Origin of the sequence: Algoriphagus locisalis, from assembly GCF_900116615.1 — a bacterium.
GTDB lineage: Bacteria > Bacteroidota > Bacteroidia > Cytophagales > Cyclobacteriaceae > Algoriphagus > Algoriphagus locisalis.
Window position 1 is genome coordinate 21,325 of record NZ_FPBF01000012.1, and the last position, 16,126, is coordinate 37,450.

General features: G+C 41.7%; 11 protein-coding genes. 5 read left to right on the top strand and 6 right to left on the bottom strand.

Features of this window, described 5'->3' with window-relative positions; genetic code table 11:
* Window positions 1–58: 58 nt before the first annotated feature.
* The 3 genes from BM386_RS22605 to BM386_RS22615 all read right to left on the bottom strand — a co-directional run bounded on the left by BM386_RS22605 (window position 59) and on the right by BM386_RS22615 (window position 9,475).
* Complete coding sequence (locus BM386_RS22605) at window positions 59–1,789, bottom strand: RagB/SusD family nutrient uptake outer membrane protein (RefSeq protein ID WP_091698324.1); 1,731 nt, start codon at window positions 1,787–1,789, stop codon at window positions 59–61.
* Window positions 1,790–1,808: 19 nt separating this feature from the next.
* The gene (locus tag BM386_RS22610; RefSeq protein WP_170857162.1) at window positions 1,809–4,898 is read right to left on the bottom strand and encodes a SusC/RagA family TonB-linked outer membrane protein; all 3,090 of its coding nucleotides are present in this window, start codon (window positions 4,896–4,898) and stop codon (window positions 1,809–1,811) included.
* Between the two features lie 497 nt (window positions 4,899–5,395).
* Complete coding sequence (locus BM386_RS22615; protein WP_091698328.1) at window positions 5,396–9,475, bottom strand: hybrid sensor histidine kinase/response regulator transcription factor; 4,080 nt, start codon at window positions 9,473–9,475, stop codon at window positions 5,396–5,398.
* Between the two features lie 194 nt (window positions 9,476–9,669).
* Here BM386_RS22615 and BM386_RS22620 point away from each other — a divergent pair, with 194 nt between their 5' ends.
* From BM386_RS22620 to BM386_RS22635, 4 genes are read left to right on the top strand one after another with little or no spacing between them, the layout of a single operon-like run.
* Window positions 9,670–10,785: a hypothetical protein gene (locus tag BM386_RS22620; protein WP_091698330.1), complete on the top strand. Its 1,116-nt coding sequence runs from the start codon at window positions 9,670–9,672 to the stop codon at window positions 10,783–10,785.
* Between the two features lie 44 nt (window positions 10,786–10,829).
* Window positions 10,830–11,855 (top strand): sensor histidine kinase, encoded by a 1,026-nt coding sequence (locus tag BM386_RS22625; protein ID WP_091698332.1) that lies wholly within the window; start codon window positions 10,830–10,832, stop codon window positions 11,853–11,855.
* Complete coding sequence (locus BM386_RS22630; protein WP_091698334.1) at window positions 11,852–12,910, top strand: sensor histidine kinase; 1,059 nt, start codon at window positions 11,852–11,854, stop codon at window positions 12,908–12,910. Before BM386_RS22625 ends, BM386_RS22630 begins: the two co-directional genes overlap by 4 nt.
* A gap of 2 nt (window positions 12,911–12,912) precedes the next feature.
* Window positions 12,913–13,680: a LytR/AlgR family response regulator transcription factor gene (locus BM386_RS22635; RefSeq protein WP_091698335.1), complete on the top strand. Its 768-nt coding sequence runs from the start codon at window positions 12,913–12,915 to the stop codon at window positions 13,678–13,680.
* A 124-nt stretch (window positions 13,681–13,804) separates the two neighbouring features.
* Here BM386_RS22635 and BM386_RS23760 read toward each other — a convergent pair whose 3' ends face one another.
* The 3 genes from BM386_RS23760 to BM386_RS22650 form a co-directional block, all read right to left on the bottom strand.
* Window positions 13,805–13,972: a hypothetical protein gene (locus tag BM386_RS23760; protein ID WP_170857163.1), complete on the bottom strand. Its 168-nt coding sequence runs from the start codon at window positions 13,970–13,972 to the stop codon at window positions 13,805–13,807.
* Between the two features lie 208 nt (window positions 13,973–14,180).
* Window positions 14,181–14,831, bottom strand: a complete 651-nt coding sequence (locus BM386_RS22645) for a hypothetical protein (protein WP_091698338.1) — start codon at window positions 14,829–14,831, stop codon at window positions 14,181–14,183.
* Between the two features lie 344 nt (window positions 14,832–15,175).
* Window positions 15,176–15,361 (bottom strand): hypothetical protein, encoded by a 186-nt coding sequence (locus BM386_RS22650; RefSeq protein ID WP_091698340.1) that lies wholly within the window; start codon window positions 15,359–15,361, stop codon window positions 15,176–15,178.
* 322 nt (window positions 15,362–15,683) lie between these two features.
* Between BM386_RS22650 and BM386_RS22655 the strand changes: the two genes are divergently transcribed.
* Window positions 15,684–16,094, top strand: a complete 411-nt coding sequence (locus tag BM386_RS22655) for an Rrf2 family transcriptional regulator (RefSeq protein ID WP_091698342.1) — start codon at window positions 15,684–15,686, stop codon at window positions 16,092–16,094.
* The last annotated feature ends 32 nt before the right edge of the window (window positions 16,095–16,126 follow it).

The following is a 16,126-nucleotide window of genomic DNA, read 5'->3' on the forward strand; positions in this document are numbered from 1 at the left end:
AGCAATTTTAAATACAGCACTCTTGTATTGTTTATCGTCTTCTGGAACAGAAGTACACTTACCAACCTGGGTTTTGAACCAGATACCCTTTATCTATTTCTGATTGCGGAAGAGGATACAGGTACATTCTGTCATCCCATACACGGGACTCAAAAGGCTCCTTTCTATACACATACTCATCATCTGAGAGTTGATAGATATTCAATCCCCACATTTCTCCTTGCATCACACCTTCTTCTCCTGCAATCCTCCATCTTCTGACATCAAAAAATCTATGCTCTTCAAAAGCCAGCTCCACTGCTCTCTCCCTTCGGATCGCTTCCCGCAGTTTTTCCTGTGTATTATATCTCGGATCATTGACTGAAATTGGTTCAAGGCCGCCTCTTTGCCTGATGGCATTTAGCGCATCGAAAGCAGCAGCATCTAAGGGAGAAGCTTCATTAAGTGCTTCAGCATAGTTAAGGTAAAACTCTGCAAGACGGAAAATAATCCAGTTGAACTGACCCCCATTCCAGTTGGCTCTCCCCAGAAACTTCTTCATGTATCCCACGCCGTTTACAGGAGCCCCATCAGACCATGACCCATTGCTGTTCTTATAAAAATTACGTACACCGATTTCATCATTCCACTTGGAACCGGAATAGAAAACCGAATATTGGAATCTTGGCTCCATGGCCTGCATTTTTTCCAGGAACTCACTTCTTGGCCCTTCTTCCGACCATTCTTGATCTGTTCCATCGACCGTATGATACTTTTGGGCTTGCTGAAGTGTAACCCCATGGCCATACCATCCGCCATAAATGCCGCGGGGCATTACGAATTGTTGAAACATAGGATTCCATGCACCCCACCAGCCATTTGACTGGTTGTAAAGCAACATTTCAGAGTTTCCCTGAGATTCCACTGCCGTCTGATAATTCACTGCAGGATCATCAGAAGAGTTTACCAGACTTACTCCTGCCGATGCAGCCCAGTCAAGGACAGCTTTGTTGGCATTGGCAGCACTCATCCATCTACCTGCATCGTAATTCCCGTAACCGGTCAGTTCTGGATTCTCAGGAAGGTATGGAGTAGTGGTATTGTGCAATGGACTGGCTGCATAAAGTAATACCCTTCCCTTCAGAGCCAAGGCAACTCCTTTGGTGATTCGACCTGTGAAACTGGTAGGGTAAGTATCCGGTAACACGGCTGCTGCCTCATCGCAGGATTGCACAATAAAATCGACGACTTCCTGATAGGTATTACGGGGAAGCATGATCTCTCCTGTAGAAGTCAATACATGATCCACAATAGGTATTGCTCCATATCGCTTCATCAGTTCATGGTGCTGTAGCCCTCTGAGGACTTTGGCTTCAGCCTTCATTTGGTCTTTTTCCGCTTGGGGAATGTCTTCGACCATATCTATGTTTTCCAGAAAGATGTTTGCATTACGGATGCCTTTATAGTGGGTTCCAAATTCATCTTCCCGATTGCCTGTAGGCCCCCAAACACCGGTATTGTGATCATTGGAAGATGGCCAGGTGTCATACACGTCTCCTTCGTCGCTGGCTGCCATCACCATTGATGCATACATACCATTATGTAGACCCCAATCTATTGGAAATCCCAACGGCATACTGGTTCGGTAGCTCTCCCAGAGGAAAGATTCCGCAGTTGCCCTTTCGGAGAAAATATCTTCTACAGTCACGTCATTGCTTTCCGGTTTTCCCAGAAACTCATTGTCACAAGACATAAGAAGTATGGATAATCCCAACATCGAACGAGTCAGGGATTTATAGGATAGTATCATTTTTTTTTAGATTTTGGGTTTAAAACTGGACGTTTACACCTAGGTTGTACACACGCATCTGCGGATAAAAACCACCTCTTCCTGCCGGAGCTTCCGGATCATAGTTTTTCATATCACTCCAGGTAAGTAGATTGTTTCCGTTTACAAATACCCGAAGACTGCTCACTCCGATTTTGCTTAGCAAAACCGGTTGAAAACGATAAGCAACCTCCATGTTTTTCAACCGGATATAGCTTGCGTCCTGAAGCCAGAAATCAGAAGGTCTGTAATTATGCTTACCAGCAGTAGGCGACAACTCCACCCTTGGATAGGTGATCGGCAGCCCTTGCTCAAATCGCTCCGGAGTCCATCTTTCCAGGTGGCTCGTGGTGGCATTTCTCCAGTCGGTATCAAATGCCCATGCTCCCATTTCACCTATGTAAGTGGACACTTTATCGGCTCCTTGAAATAAAATCGAAAAATCAAATCCCTTATAGTCACCGCCAAATGAAATCCCGTAGATCACCTGGGGGAAATTGGAATAACCAATAGGTACCTCATCGTTCTGATCGATAGTGTTGTCACCGTTTTGATCTACATACCGGATATCTCCAGGCCTAACTTCAGCAGTAAAGGCAGATGTGGGCGCTCCGTTAAGCTCTTCAGCAGTATTATAGAAACCGTCACTTACCAATCCCCAATACTGACCTACTGGCTTGCCTGTACGCTGGAGCCAAGGATGTGCCCTATTGGGCTCATCCATATACTCTATGTTATTCTTGGCAAAGGAATAGTTTGTTTTTACCCAGTAGTTAAACTCTCCAATGTTATCATTGTAGTTTAACTCAAGTTCGAAACCATGATTCCGCACCTTTCCGATATTTACCGGAGGAAGATCAGCCTGGACTAAAGCTGGAATTGTTCCCAGATACCAGAGTATATTGTCTCTGTTTTCATTGAACACATCTACATTAAACCGAAGTTGATCATTGAAGAACCCAGTCTCAATGCCGATATTGATCTTCTTGGCACGTTCCCATGTCACATCGGGGTTTCCCACACGCCCTTCCTGAGCTCCTGCATACCACTGGTAATTTGAGCCATAGTTTCCGAAGTTATATCCTCCGCTATTCGGGTAAAATACGGAAGGCAAATACAGGAATCTGGCACCGCCAATCTTGTCATTGCCCACTTCCCCGTAGGATCCGCGGATTTTGAAAAAAGATAGTACACCGTCTTTAGGCATAAAATCTTCCTGTGTCAGAATCCAGCCCAATGAGAAGGATGGGAAGAAGCCATAGCGCTTGCCTTCCGGAAAATTTTCTGAGCCATTGTAGCCCATGTTCACTTCAGTAAGATACTTCTCCTTGTAGTTATAGGTCACTCTTCCCACAAAGCCTTGGTAACCTCTCGGTACATTGTATTCCTGGCCTGGAGCAGTGTATCTTTCCTGCATATAAAGGCCCATAGCTGTCAGACTGTGTACCCCAAAAGTTCTGGCATAATCAATCGCGCTCTCCAAATAGACCTTTCTGTTGCGCCCAAAACTTTCACCAAAGGAAAAAGGTGCATCCAGCCCCTCTCTTATAAAAACTGGTTCAGTAGGGTCATTTGGATCCTTTACAATTCTGTAGGTTTCGTTTTGCTTGTTTCTCCGAACTGAATGCTGGTAGTAATTATCGTAAGCCAGCATACCACGGACACTTAGTCCTTCGGTCACAAAGTCCAATTTATGCTTTAAGGCAATGTTTGAATTGATGGTACTGTTGAAGTTTCTTTGGTACCCATTGTTTACTATCGCACTAAGCGGGTTTCCTGAACTCGAAGGAAGTCCTTCTACACCTGAAATCAATCTACCATCAAGTACACCAGGATTCATGAGTGGATTGGAATTCAGAATCCTGAAAAATATCTCGCCTGCCCCGAATCCCGGATAATTGGAATCGGCAAACTGGGCACCTACTTTCACTGAGGCTGAAAAATTCTTATTGAAATCTATATCAAAATTAGACCGGAGGTTGTATCGCTGATATTTCGGATTTGCTGAATACGCTGTAGCCAGATCATCCACATCATATGCCCCGTCCTGTCCAAAGTAGCCCAGGGAAATGAAATAACGGGTATTCTCTGCTCCACCACTAATATTAAAATTATGTTGCTGCTGAGCAGAAAAATCCTTCAGCACCAAATCAAACCAATCCACATCAGGATGAAAGTAAGGATCACTGCCATTCCTATAGAGTTCCAGAGATTCCTCAGAAAAATAAGGAGACTGCCCTGAATTTATACTGGCTTCATTATGCAAAGAAGCATAGTCGTAGCTGTTCAGCATCTCCGGCAGACTGTTCGGGCTTTGCACACCATAGTTAGCGGTATAACTTATGGTGGGCTTCCCTTTCGACCCTGTTTTTGTAGTGATCAAGATCACTCCATTTGCTCCTCTCACACCAAAAACTGCTGTTGCAGAGGCATCTTTTAAGATACTTAGCGTTTCGATCTCGTTAGGGTCGATTAAGTTTATGCTGGAACGTTGTACCCCATCCACCAAGATCAGGGGATCGGATTCCGCCCCGGTATTTAATGTTGCTATCCCGCGTATTTTCAGGCTGGACTGATCATACCCCGGTTCACCGCTTGACTGTACTGCTATCAGTCCAGGTAACCTTCCGACCAGAGAATTACTAATATTGGAAACCGGCGACTGGATGAGTTCTTTGGTCCCCACACTGGAAATCGCACCTGTCATAGTAGCCTTTTTCTGCTCCCCGTATCCAACTACCACAAACTCATCCAAGGCCTGTGTGTCTTCCGCCATGGTAATATCTATGGTTGTCTGGTTGTTCACGGCAACTTCAGAGGAAACAAATCCAATAAAGGTAAACAGCAAAGTTGCTCCACTGGAAGGCACAGAAATAGAATAGTTTCCATCTATATCCGTCACAGTTCCCTGACCTGTTCCCTTGATCAGGACATTAACACCTGGTAAACCCAACCCGTCCTCCTGAGCTGTCACCGTTCCTTTAATCAATACCCCGCCACTGTTCTGTGCATGGGCTGAACCAAGGAAGCAACAAATCAAAAGAATAAGGGTGAGCCACCTTTTCCCTAACGTTTGTAAAGTTTGTTTCACGAAATGTTTTTTTAGGCTTGTTGATAATTTATTTAGTTCGCTATCCTTCCGATACTGAAGAATAAGGAGCTTCAAATAAGTCACTTTGCCATGCATATACACGGGGCAAATTCATACCATGAGAGGGGTAAATTCATTTAGGGATAATTAAAAAATAACCTTTGGGTAACTCTAAGGAAGAAAATCGGGATGGAGGGGTGCTATTCACAGTACTGCCGGAGATCAAAAATCCGATTCACATCTATTCCCGACCGACATGTTCCCAACATAAAAAATGTAGCTGTCGCCTTACCCTTAGAAAAATGAAATGTATGTGGAATACTGATGATAGATTGTCAAACATACTAAGAGCTACCCTATCAAAGGGGATGTATAATTTTGCTGGTGCAAAAGCTCACCAGATTATACTTGGAGAAAAATGTGGATACAATCCAAAGTAGATTCTGAATCCCAAACTTCGATTAGTCCAGAATTCTACTACTGTTTTTATCCCGCTGTTATTTGTCAATAATCCGGATCAAGTTATAATTCTTTTCCTGAAAGGATCCCTTGTATTTTTTCTGAAAATCAGAGGGATTCATCTCGTATAGTAGTTGAAACTGCTTCCTAAAATATTTCAGATCATTAAATCCTGTAAAAAACGCTGCCTCGTTGACCTGCATATCTGAAGTAATCAATAAAATAGCAACTTTCCTCAGCCTAATAAAACGAATCATCTCGTTGATTGACTTACCTGTCAACTGTTTGATCTTCTTATATAACATAGAATGGCTCATCCCCATCTGTTCAGTCAATGATTTTACGGTAAATGAATCGTCGTTAAGGTGCGTCTCGACCAAATGCTCTAACTGCTCCAAAAATTGTTTGTCCTCCTCTGAAAGTTTGAAATCTGAAATCTTCTGGGTCACCCCGTCCATCAGATGATCCTGAAATACTTTTTGCTGTTTTAATATCCCTTTAACCCGGGCAACAAGGTAGTCCTTATCGAACGGCTTTGTAATGTAATCATCGGCTCCCACCTCTATTCCCTTAAGTTTTACCTCTTCTGAATTCGTACCCGTGAGCAAAATTACCGGTATGTGAAGATAACTGGAACTGCTCTTAAGGAATTTACAGAACTCCACTCCCGTCTCTCCCTCCATGACCACGTCGGAAATAATCAAATCCGGTAACAGGTTCTTCAAAGTCTGCCTTGCAGCTTCTGCACTGTCAGTTTCTATTACTTTAAAAGAATCGCTTAGAATACCGGATAAATAACTGCGGATTTGCTGGTTATCATCCACTACTAAGACAGTCTTCGTCTGATCAAGTAATGGTAACTGGGCATTTGACTGCTGTTCTTTTATCGCTTGTGCAGCGGACGGCTCTTGTGCACCCAACAATTCTTCAAGAAAGACTGAACGTTCATTAAAGTCCTCATGAATCAATAGATGCTGTAAATGCGCCCTCCCCGTCAATAGCCTTAGTGTAAACACGGTGCCCCCAGATTCTTTTGAAGAAGAAGTAACCTGCCCTGCATGAAGTTGGACAAATTGTTTTACCAAATAAAGGCCGATCCCAAATCCGTTTTTATGGTTTTTATGGTTGTTTTGAGATTGGAAAAAAAGATCAAATACCTTATCTCTTTCATCTTTTGGCACTCCTGCACCATTATCCTCTATGGCAATGCAAACGCTCTTTTTTTCATCGGAATAAAGTCTCACCACTACTTCTCCCCTGGATTCATTGGCAAATTTCAATGCATTTGATATCAGGTTGAAAAGAGAAATCTCTACTTTCTGCCGATCAGCATAAATATGGCAATCCTCCATTTCAATATGTATATGGTAGCTGATCTGCTGTGATTCTGCATGGTGTAGAAAACAAGAGTACACCTCCTTTACCAAGGCAACCAGATCGATTCTCACAATCTTTAGCTCACCCAATTCACTTTCAGTTTTCCTAAAAAGAAGCAACTGATCCACCAAGCTCAGCAGTCTCCTTGAGTTACGATACACTACTTCTAGTTCTCCATTCCCCAAACCTCCGCCTTTACCATAGATCGCATCCTTCAATGGGTTAATGATCATCGTAAGAGGAGAACGGAATTCATGGGAAATGTTTGTAAAGAAATTAAGCTTCTTCTCATTCAGCTCTTTTTCCTTCTGGGCCAAATTTTTGGATAGCCTGATTTCATATTTCAATCTAGCTTGCTTACGCTGGTGACTAACTATAACAAAAACTACAACTGCAAGACATAATAAGTAGGATATATAGGCAAATGGAGTCATGTACCATGGAGGCAAAATAACTATGGGAAGCCTTGTGGTGGCCGTGTTCCATACGCCATCAGAATTGGTGGATTTTAAATGGAGAGTATAGCTTCCATCATTTAATTTGGAATAGTTCGCTACACGGGAATCTCCTACATATTGCCATTCTCTATCCCAGCCTTCGAGATAATATGCATAAGAAATTTTGTCCGGCAACGAATATTCAATAGCGGCAAATTCAAAAGTAAGCATGGATTTGTCATAAGGAAGCTCCAGCGTACCTAACGAAAATGGAGTCTTGCCTGTCTTTTCTATGGGCTCATTGTTTATCTTAATCCCCGTGATCAGCAATTCAGGAAAAGAATTGGAAGTATTTACGTTGTCAGGATCAAGAATATTGAACCCTCGGATGCCGCCAAAAAGCAATTCCCCGTCGGGTAATTTCAGTGCTGCATTATAGTTGAACTGGTTACTCTGCAATCCATCAGAGTCATAAAAATTGGTGAAAATCTTGGTAGTATAGTCAAATCTCGAAATACCGTTATAAGTACTGAGCCAGTACTGGTCGTCTTTTCCGCGCAGAATAGTAAGCACTGAGTTATTGGGTAGTCCCTGCTCCTCCAAAAAAGAGTTGACTACGCCATGACTTGGATTGAATTCCATCAGACCCCCACCTTCGGTGCCCAATAACATCCTGTCATTTGAGGCGGAGATGATTGACCTGACTGGATAGCCTATTTCAAACACCTCATGATCAAAAGTATCCAGATCCATTTTAACCAACCGATCAAAAGTACCTACCCAGATATTGCCAAAGATATCTTCAGCCATCGTAAGAATACCATTGATATTTGCATCCACGAACTCAAATTTATCTTTTTCGGGATGAAAAAGGTAAAGTCCCTCACCATCGGATGTAGCTGCCCAGACACGCTGATAGGAGTCCCGGAATAAAACCCATATGTTCTGCTGATACGTATTTATCTCAGGCTGAAACAGCGGATAGTCTTTAAATGTCTTTGTTTTATCATCGAACCTACTCACACCTCCCCCATACGTCCCTATCCAAACACCTTTATCGGCTCTGAGAATTGACGTCACAAAATTATTAGGCAAGGAGTTTGGATCTTCTGAATGGACGTAATTTGTAAACGTATTGGATGTTCTATCCCATAAACTCAATCCCCCGCCATCCGTACCAATCCAGATCTGATCGTTCACATACTCACAAAATGAAAGCACAAAATCGTTTACAAGACTGTTTTTATCTTGGTTTTTCCTAATCGTTTTAAACCGCAGATTTTCCTTTTCGACTACATTCACCCCTCCCCTAAGTGTGCCCACCCACTTATCTCCTTTATTATCCTGATAAAGTGCGTACACGGAATTACTGGTAATAGACCGATCACCTGAGCCTTCCTTCAAATATGATATTTTGCTAGTCTGGTTATTATAGATAAAGACCCCACTTCCATCTGTGGCAGCCCATATTTCGTCCTCCTCTTCGACATACATCAACCCTGTTACTTTATGACCGGTATGTTCACGTGAGTAAAATTCATGAGTAGTTGCCTTCATCGAATACTTCAAGAGCCCACTTTCCATTCCAATCCAAACCTGTCCATGCTTATCGCACACAATGCTGTTTGCATTGTTGGTTACTTGGGTGATAAACTTTAACTCCTTAGCATTATCATCCAGTCGGTATAAACCATACCCTTGTATAAATACCAGAAGATTTCCCTGTGTATCAAAATCAATTCCCTGCGCGTGATAGTTATAGATCAGTTGCCCATCTAACTCAAATGGAACCTGCGAAAAATAGCTTTGATCATGCTCTAACATAAACAGCCCCTTACCGGCTGAAGCTAAAAATAACTGAGATTCATTACCCTTTATCTGGTTGATATTAAAGGTGATTCTGACTTGCTCTCCCAGCTCCTGATCCAGTAGGTACCTACTTTCGAAGGCTCCCGAATTAAAATTATAAACACTCAGTCCTTTCTTGGTACCAACCCAAATTCCCTCTTCATTCTCATAAATGCTGACAATTCTGTTGTTGACAAGTGTGGTAGAATCATTTGGCTGATTACGGTAAACAAAAAAATCATACCCATCATACCTATTTAGTCCATCGTAGGTACCAACCCACATAAACCCCCTTTTATCCTGATAGATACTGGTGACCGCATTATTTGACAACCCCTTTTCAATACCAATGTACCTTACTTTATATTCATCAAGCTGTCCTTCCTTCTCGTCATTGGCAAAGACAGCAAATGAATAGAACAAAAGGCTGAAAGTTAAAACTAATCGTGAAAGCATGGATTTTCAATGGCTATTTGAGGGGCTTTCAATTTGGCATAATCTTTCAAGAAATCAAATGGGAATTTGATCAATGCTTCAAGTCAGTCATCCTACAATTCATTCCAACAATCCTACGGTTGGTAACATTCTGCTTTATCTCCGCCATGCTATCCTGCATATTTGAAGAGTAAGTAAGAAAATCTAAACAAACTATGAATACTTCTTCCAAAACTCATTTCATCTGGATCCTGATCGTGCTGCTATCTTCTGTTCAATTGCTACACGCCCAGTCCAGCACTACTTCCACCAGCAGAACCACTAACAGTAGCAACTTTGTCTATAAGGATGACAACCAAAAACTAAAAATAGAATCAAACGGAAAAATCGAAATCAGCAGTGATGAAAAATCGATCTCCTTCATTTCTCCCGGAGGTAGTTTGAAAATTGAAAAAACCATTTTCGGCAACTCCAGATCCATTACCATTAAAAATGACGGGGCTGGCTTGGAGCATGACTATAAGGAGGGTGGTAGAAAAAAGCCATTTGAACCTGATGGAAAAGCCTGGCTTGCCGAAATGCTACCCGAGATGATGAATACCACCACGTTGGGAGCTGGTAAAAGAGTGGATAGATTGTTCGCAAATGGAGGTGCCAAAGCCGTTCTCGCCAAGGTAGATCAGATGAAAAGCGATTATGTCAAATCAACTTACTTAGGTCTGCTGATGAAGAAAAATCTAAGCCCGGCAGAAACCTCCGCCTGCATAGATATGACTTTAGCGCAGATAGATTCCGACCATTACCAACTGGAAGTTTACAAATCAGTAAACCCTAGCTATTTCAAAGATTTCAACCAGTTAAACAAAGTAGTTGCTGCACTGGATTCTGATCATTTCAAAACCGAGCTATTGAAGCCTATTTTCAAAACCAATGTAACGGAGGGGAAAGGCCAGGAATCCATCAACTTGATCAAAATGCTGGACAGTGACCATTTCAAAACAGAAATAGCCAAAAGTATTTCCTTCAGTTCACTTTCTGACCAGGAGCTGAAATTTATGGTAAATGAGTTGGTTCCCACAATAGATTCAGACCATTTCAAAAATGACTTACTGAAAACTGCAGCCGATAAAGGAAATATGAATGAAGCCAGAGCATTGATCATTCTTGAAGGTGTAAAAAGCATAGACAGTGACCACTTCAAGGCAGATTTATTGACTCATATTTGCAGAAAGCAGGGAACTGAAAAGGTAAAAGCCAAAATCAGAGAAACTGCAAAAAGCACGATAGACTCTTCCCACTTTTTGGGCGAAGTAGCAAAATGCGCCTCCTAAGTAGAGTTTCAGTAAATTTCGAATTCAGTATCTAGCTACTTAGCATGTCAAGAACGCTTTCTCTTCTACTCTCTTTTCTATTAGTACTCAGTTTAGGCATCTATCTGTTATACAACGGCGGATTGATAGTTTGGCTAGGAACAGCCTCCTGGTATCAGGGGGCTTTCCTGCTCATCAGCCTGTTGGCTGGATTGGGAATCCACCTGGGTAGTCGTGTGCTTAAGAGGAATCCTTTATGGGAACAGGGCAATGAAAGCCTTTATATTATATTATTTCTACTGATCTGGGGAATTTTGTCAGGCTATTCCTATTTGCTGGAATTTCTGGTAAACGATGTACTGAAAGAAAGTATTGCCGAAAATGGTCGTGGATTGGTACTTAAAGGAAGTGTCGTAGGGCTGATTCTGGCAATTATAATTGTTTGGATTAATTATTCCTGGATAGCCTATGCCCAATTCTCAAAAAAAACAATCCAACACCTACGTAACGAGCGAAACAAAGAAGAACTGCAATACAAACTGCTCAGATCCCAACTGACCCCACATTTCCTTTTCAACTCCCTCAACACTGCTTCCAATCTGATCGCCACCAATCCTGATCAGGCCGAAAGTTTTATCCGAAAACTGGCCTATAACTTTAAGCACCTTATCAAAAACGGAATCCAACCGCTCAATTCACTGGAACAGGAACTGAAAATCGTGGAGAATTACATGCATCTGATGAAAGTAAGATATGGAGACAAAGTGATCTTGGAAAATCGCATCAAATCAGAGGCTCTTGATCATCAACTGCCAGCACTAGCCATTCAGCTTTTGGTAGAAAATGCGCTAAAGCATAACGTGGCGAGTCAGGAACACCCGCTTAAAATCACCATCACAGCAGATCGGGATAAGGTAGTGGTCAACAACAGCATCACCCGTAAACCAGAGCAAATCCCTTCCATAGGAATCGGGCTGAACAACCTGAAAGCCCGCTACAAACTTTATGGCAAACAGCAGATTTCTATCCAAGAATCTCAAGCATGTTTCTATGTGAATTTGCCGTTTATCTTTCCCGGACTTGCAGAATGACAAAGATTCTTACTCCTAACCCCCTGACTAGATTGTTGCTTCCTCTGGGAGTTGGGGCCTTGGTTTACTTAAGTGTACTTCTCGCTTTTGACACGGTTGGCACTGCCCTGCAGGATTTTTTCACCCAGGAACTCATCTTTTGCATTGTTTGCAGCTATTTGGTTCTGGAAGGAAACAGGTTTTTAATCCACCAGCTGGAGTCAAAGCTTTCCATAGCGCTGGAATTTAAAAAACAGGTAATCAGATTACTGATTCTCACTGTGGTCGGAAGTATAGTTTTAACCAGTGGAATGCTCATTGCTTATTTTTCCTGGTTTGAAAACATGAATGATCCGACGGTCTATTCCACTGAATTAAAGATTTTCAATGGACTGTTTATTTTTGTTTCCCTGATGTACCAGGGACATTTTGCCGGCTTTTATTATATCCACAACAAATTCCAGAAGGAACTGGAATCAGAGAAAAGAGAAAAAGAACTGTTGGAAAAAAACATAGATCTGTTTCACTACATGCTGAACCCTGAATTTCTATTGGTAGGATTGGAATCCATAGTGATCAGAATTAAGGAAAAGGATTTATTTATGGCCGACGAGGGCGTTCTTCTCCTCGCGGATATTTATAGGCATTCTTTGAAAGACCAGGAAGAATTGGTTCCGCTGAGCCAAGAGTTACAAGCCATGCAATGTACCCAAACTTTTTTCAGACAGTTTGTATCCAAAAACATCATTCTGAGTCACTTCCCAGATCCTGCAGGTCTGCTGATAGTGCCCCGTACCTTGACTAAAGTACTGGAAGCCATCGCATATTCTCAGCTTTCCTCCGAATCTATGCCACTATCGCTCAGTATGGAACTTTCTGAAAATTGCCTTATTCTAAAATTTGAATCCAATTTTTCATTGACCAAAAGCCACATACTAGAGGAAACACTAAAGGTCATCAAGTCGCAGTATGGTTGGCTTAACAACCGGCTACATTGGCAAGACCTCTCATTATTTTCTATTTATATCCCGTTAGAAAAGCCATTTAACGCCCAATCTGAAGTACAAATCTCCTAATTATGAAAGTTATCCTGATTGAAGACGAACTTCCGGCCATAGAGAAGTTAAGCCACTTTTTGCAAAAGTATAACCCGAATTCACAAATCCTTGGAGTGGCATCTTCCATTGCCCAGGCGGTGCCCCTACTGGGAAAATATGGGGAAGAGGCTGATCTGTTATTGGTAGATGTGCAGCTGGAAGACGGACTTTCTTTTCAGGCACTGGATCAGGTTTCATTTTTCAAACCGGTAATTTTCATCACTGCCCACAGTCAGTATGCTCTGGAGGCATTTCAGGCAAATGGAATTGACTACTTGGTAAAACCTATCCGTTACTCAGCTTTTGAAGCGGCCCTCGACAAATTCCGGCAATTAAGTGGAAATGCTCTGAATCAAAGCCAAAATACCCAGCTCTGGCAATATTTTAAAAAGCCCAGCTATAAAGAGCGGTTTATGGTAAAAATAGGAGAACACATTCATTCCATTGCCACCTCATCCATTCATCTGTTTAACACAGAAGGAAGGAACACCTATCTTATACTGGAAGATGGAAAACGTTTCATCACCGACTATAAAATGGAATCATTGGAAGAGATAGTTGACCCTGCCCTGTTTTTCCGGGTCAATCGAAGTTTCATGGTTCACTTAAGTGCAATCAAAGACGTACTGGTCTATTCCAATAGCAGACTCAAAATCAATCCTACTATCCCATTTAAAGAAGAAATCATCGTAAGTCGGGATCGGGTCAGCAGATTCAAAGAATGGTTAGGAGGAACTGGTGAAACTTGATGATTTAATAAGGAATGTTTTTCAATTAACTTTCGATTAAGAGTATTGAGCTACTGGTATTGAAGCATCACCTTGCTATACCATGGGAAATTTATAGTTGAAACTCCGTCGAATCCCGCATACGTCAAGGTAATGGATTCATGATCAGGAAATTTTGAGACCACCTGATCCCAAACCTCACCAGAGCAGAGCTACCAAATCCGGGAAGAAACAGGATAGGATGACCGGTACCATTCCTTTCTACACGGAATACTGATTGCGCTACAGAAACTGTCACTACGAGCAAAGCCATTATCAGGCAGCTAATAAGTTTTTGCAGAAGATCGGTTTTATCTCTTGGAAGAAAAAAGTACCGAATTATTACAGGCAATTAGAATAATTAAAAATATGAAGGATTGAAGTTCTCGTAATTAAGCCGATTCCCTGGCAAACAATGCTTTTTTAAGACGGAAGAAAAAAAACTCTGAAAGAATCGGATTGGGATTTACACCTAGGGAAAACTATTGAAGTTCAAAACTTACACCTCCTTGGGTATCATGTTCCTGCTCCTTTCCGATAGAAAGCATCCAGCGGTCATAGGTGGCCTTAGATAGCCACTGAACCTGAAAATCGTCAGTCAAATCAGTTTCAGAAGCAGCGGCTTGAGCCAATTCATGTGCCTTTCGGTATAGTAAACTGTCCTTTTCTGGATTGTGATGCAAAACAAAAGCTGCATAATACTTATCTCTGCCCTTGGCTATTTTACCCGCTCTGCTGTAGTCCAATACCTGATTTAACCGAACACTGTCTCTCCCTTTCATTTGACTGCGGAATGCAGGAATAAAAAACTTAAGATTCATGCGGTCTGCCTGGTCCATTCTATGGGCATATTCCAGATCCTCCGAAACATTTCCGGTGGTAGTTAGCGGTTCTTCCAAGGGTGCTAAAAATCCAGTGATTAGTCCCACCACAATTATACTCAAGAGCGCTAATGGAACATGGAACCACTTCCCTTGAATCCTTTTTTGAATCAACTTGATTACAAGTGCTAGTAACAAGTAGCATAAAATCAATCCCAATATCGCCAACAAAACAAATGAGAAGAGCGGATAATGATATGAAAGATATCCTACGACAAGTAATCCGGTCAGATAAGCTATGTTTTTCACCATGTGTCAACTAATTTTTTTTTAAAATCTGGATACATGGGGTAATGGATGGTTTTCAACTAATGCTCCCACACTTATGGTAAGTACGCTTCCGTACGTCAGGTGAACATTCCTGAACAGGTAATTAATGCTTTTAATTACGAGTCAATATTGACTTCATCTACAAAGGCTACACTTAATAGCAAATAACCCATTTCATTTCTCAGCCCCCCATACCCCAATTGATAGATGAAGCAAACTTTCCAAGAACAGTACCAATTGTAAGATGGGCTGAGCTAAACAGTGTATATCATGAGGAACGAAATGAGGCAAACCAGCCTAGTCCAGATATTTCAAAAAATGTATATTTATTCAGAAGTGACTTTATAAATTCCGGTCGGTGCTGTTTGTATCAGTTTTCCATCCGTAAACTTCTGATAGATATCCGATGATCCTTTTGGGCTTTGTGTACTGCGCCACTTGTTTCTTGCTAAGTCATTTCCATCTTTTCTCTTAGCTGATGTCTTTGCTGATGTTTTTGCTAGTGTCTTCATAGTCTTTTGTGTTTTGGTTTGACAAATTCTTATGAAGCTGCACCAGCCTGAGACCGGCACTACCCGCAAGAGGAAACGGAATAAACCAGCAGAGACAAGTGCGTGGGCTTTATGCCGTAAGCTCTTGCCTCGTGTGACGGGATCAGGCTAAATTGGCGGAAGAAGGAATGGGAAAAATAAGTTGTTTTAAACAAGCTCACAGAACCTATCAGGTTGTAAATAACCCTTTCCACTAAAGTAGGTTCGAATGTGAACAAACCAATGAAACATAATTGTAATATTTATTGTTACATATAAAGTAACTCTTATATTTGCATCAGTTATGAACAACACCAGATTTGCAACCGCCCTTCACATTTTAACGCTTCTTGCGTACAAGGAGCATGAGTGGCTAAGTTCAGACTGGATAGCCGGAAGCATCAACGTCAACCCTGTGATTGTCCGCAAAGAGCTTGGGGTATTGATGCATGCAGGGCTGGTGAAGAGCAGAAAAGGCAAAGAGGGCGGGTATGCACTGGATAAAAACAGCGTAGCTATTACCCTTGCAGATATATATCTTACAGTGAAGACCACGAATGTTTTAGGGAAAAAGAATTTATTACCCAATCCAAAATGTCCTGTCGGCAAGGATATTAACAAAAAACTTGAGGGACTAAATACAGTAATTGATCAATCGGTGATCAAAGAATTACAATGCAAAACCTTGAAAAATTTTGCAGAAAACTTTCACTGATATTTTTTGCCTTTTAATGTAACACAAACTAT

Coding starts and splice junctions, on each gene's coding strand:
- BM386_RS22605 (WP_091698324.1), bottom strand. CDS start 1,789: ATGATACTATCCTATAAATCCCTGACTCGTTCGATGTTGGGATTATCC.
- BM386_RS22615 (WP_091698328.1), bottom strand. CDS start 9,475: ATGCTTTCACGATTAGTTTTAACTTTCAGCCTTTTGTTCTATTCATTT.
- BM386_RS22620 (WP_091698330.1), top strand. CDS start 9,670: ATGAATACTTCTTCCAAAACTCATTTCATCTGGATCCTGATCGTGCTG.
- BM386_RS22625 (WP_091698332.1), top strand. CDS start 10,830: ATGTCAAGAACGCTTTCTCTTCTACTCTCTTTTCTATTAGTACTCAGT.
- BM386_RS22630 (WP_091698334.1), top strand. CDS start 11,852: ATGACAAAGATTCTTACTCCTAACCCCCTGACTAGATTGTTGCTTCCT.
- BM386_RS22635 (WP_091698335.1), top strand. CDS start 12,913: ATGAAAGTTATCCTGATTGAAGACGAACTTCCGGCCATAGAGAAGTTA.
- BM386_RS23760 (WP_170857163.1), bottom strand. CDS start 13,972: ATGGCTTTGCTCGTAGTGACAGTTTCTGTAGCGCAATCAGTATTCCGT.
- BM386_RS22645 (WP_091698338.1), bottom strand. CDS start 14,831: ATGGTGAAAAACATAGCTTATCTGACCGGATTACTTGTCGTAGGATAT.
- BM386_RS22650 (WP_091698340.1), bottom strand. CDS start 15,361: ATGAAGACACTAGCAAAAACATCAGCAAAGACATCAGCTAAGAGAAAA.
- BM386_RS22655 (WP_091698342.1), top strand. CDS start 15,684: ATGAACAACACCAGATTTGCAACCGCCCTTCACATTTTAACGCTTCTT.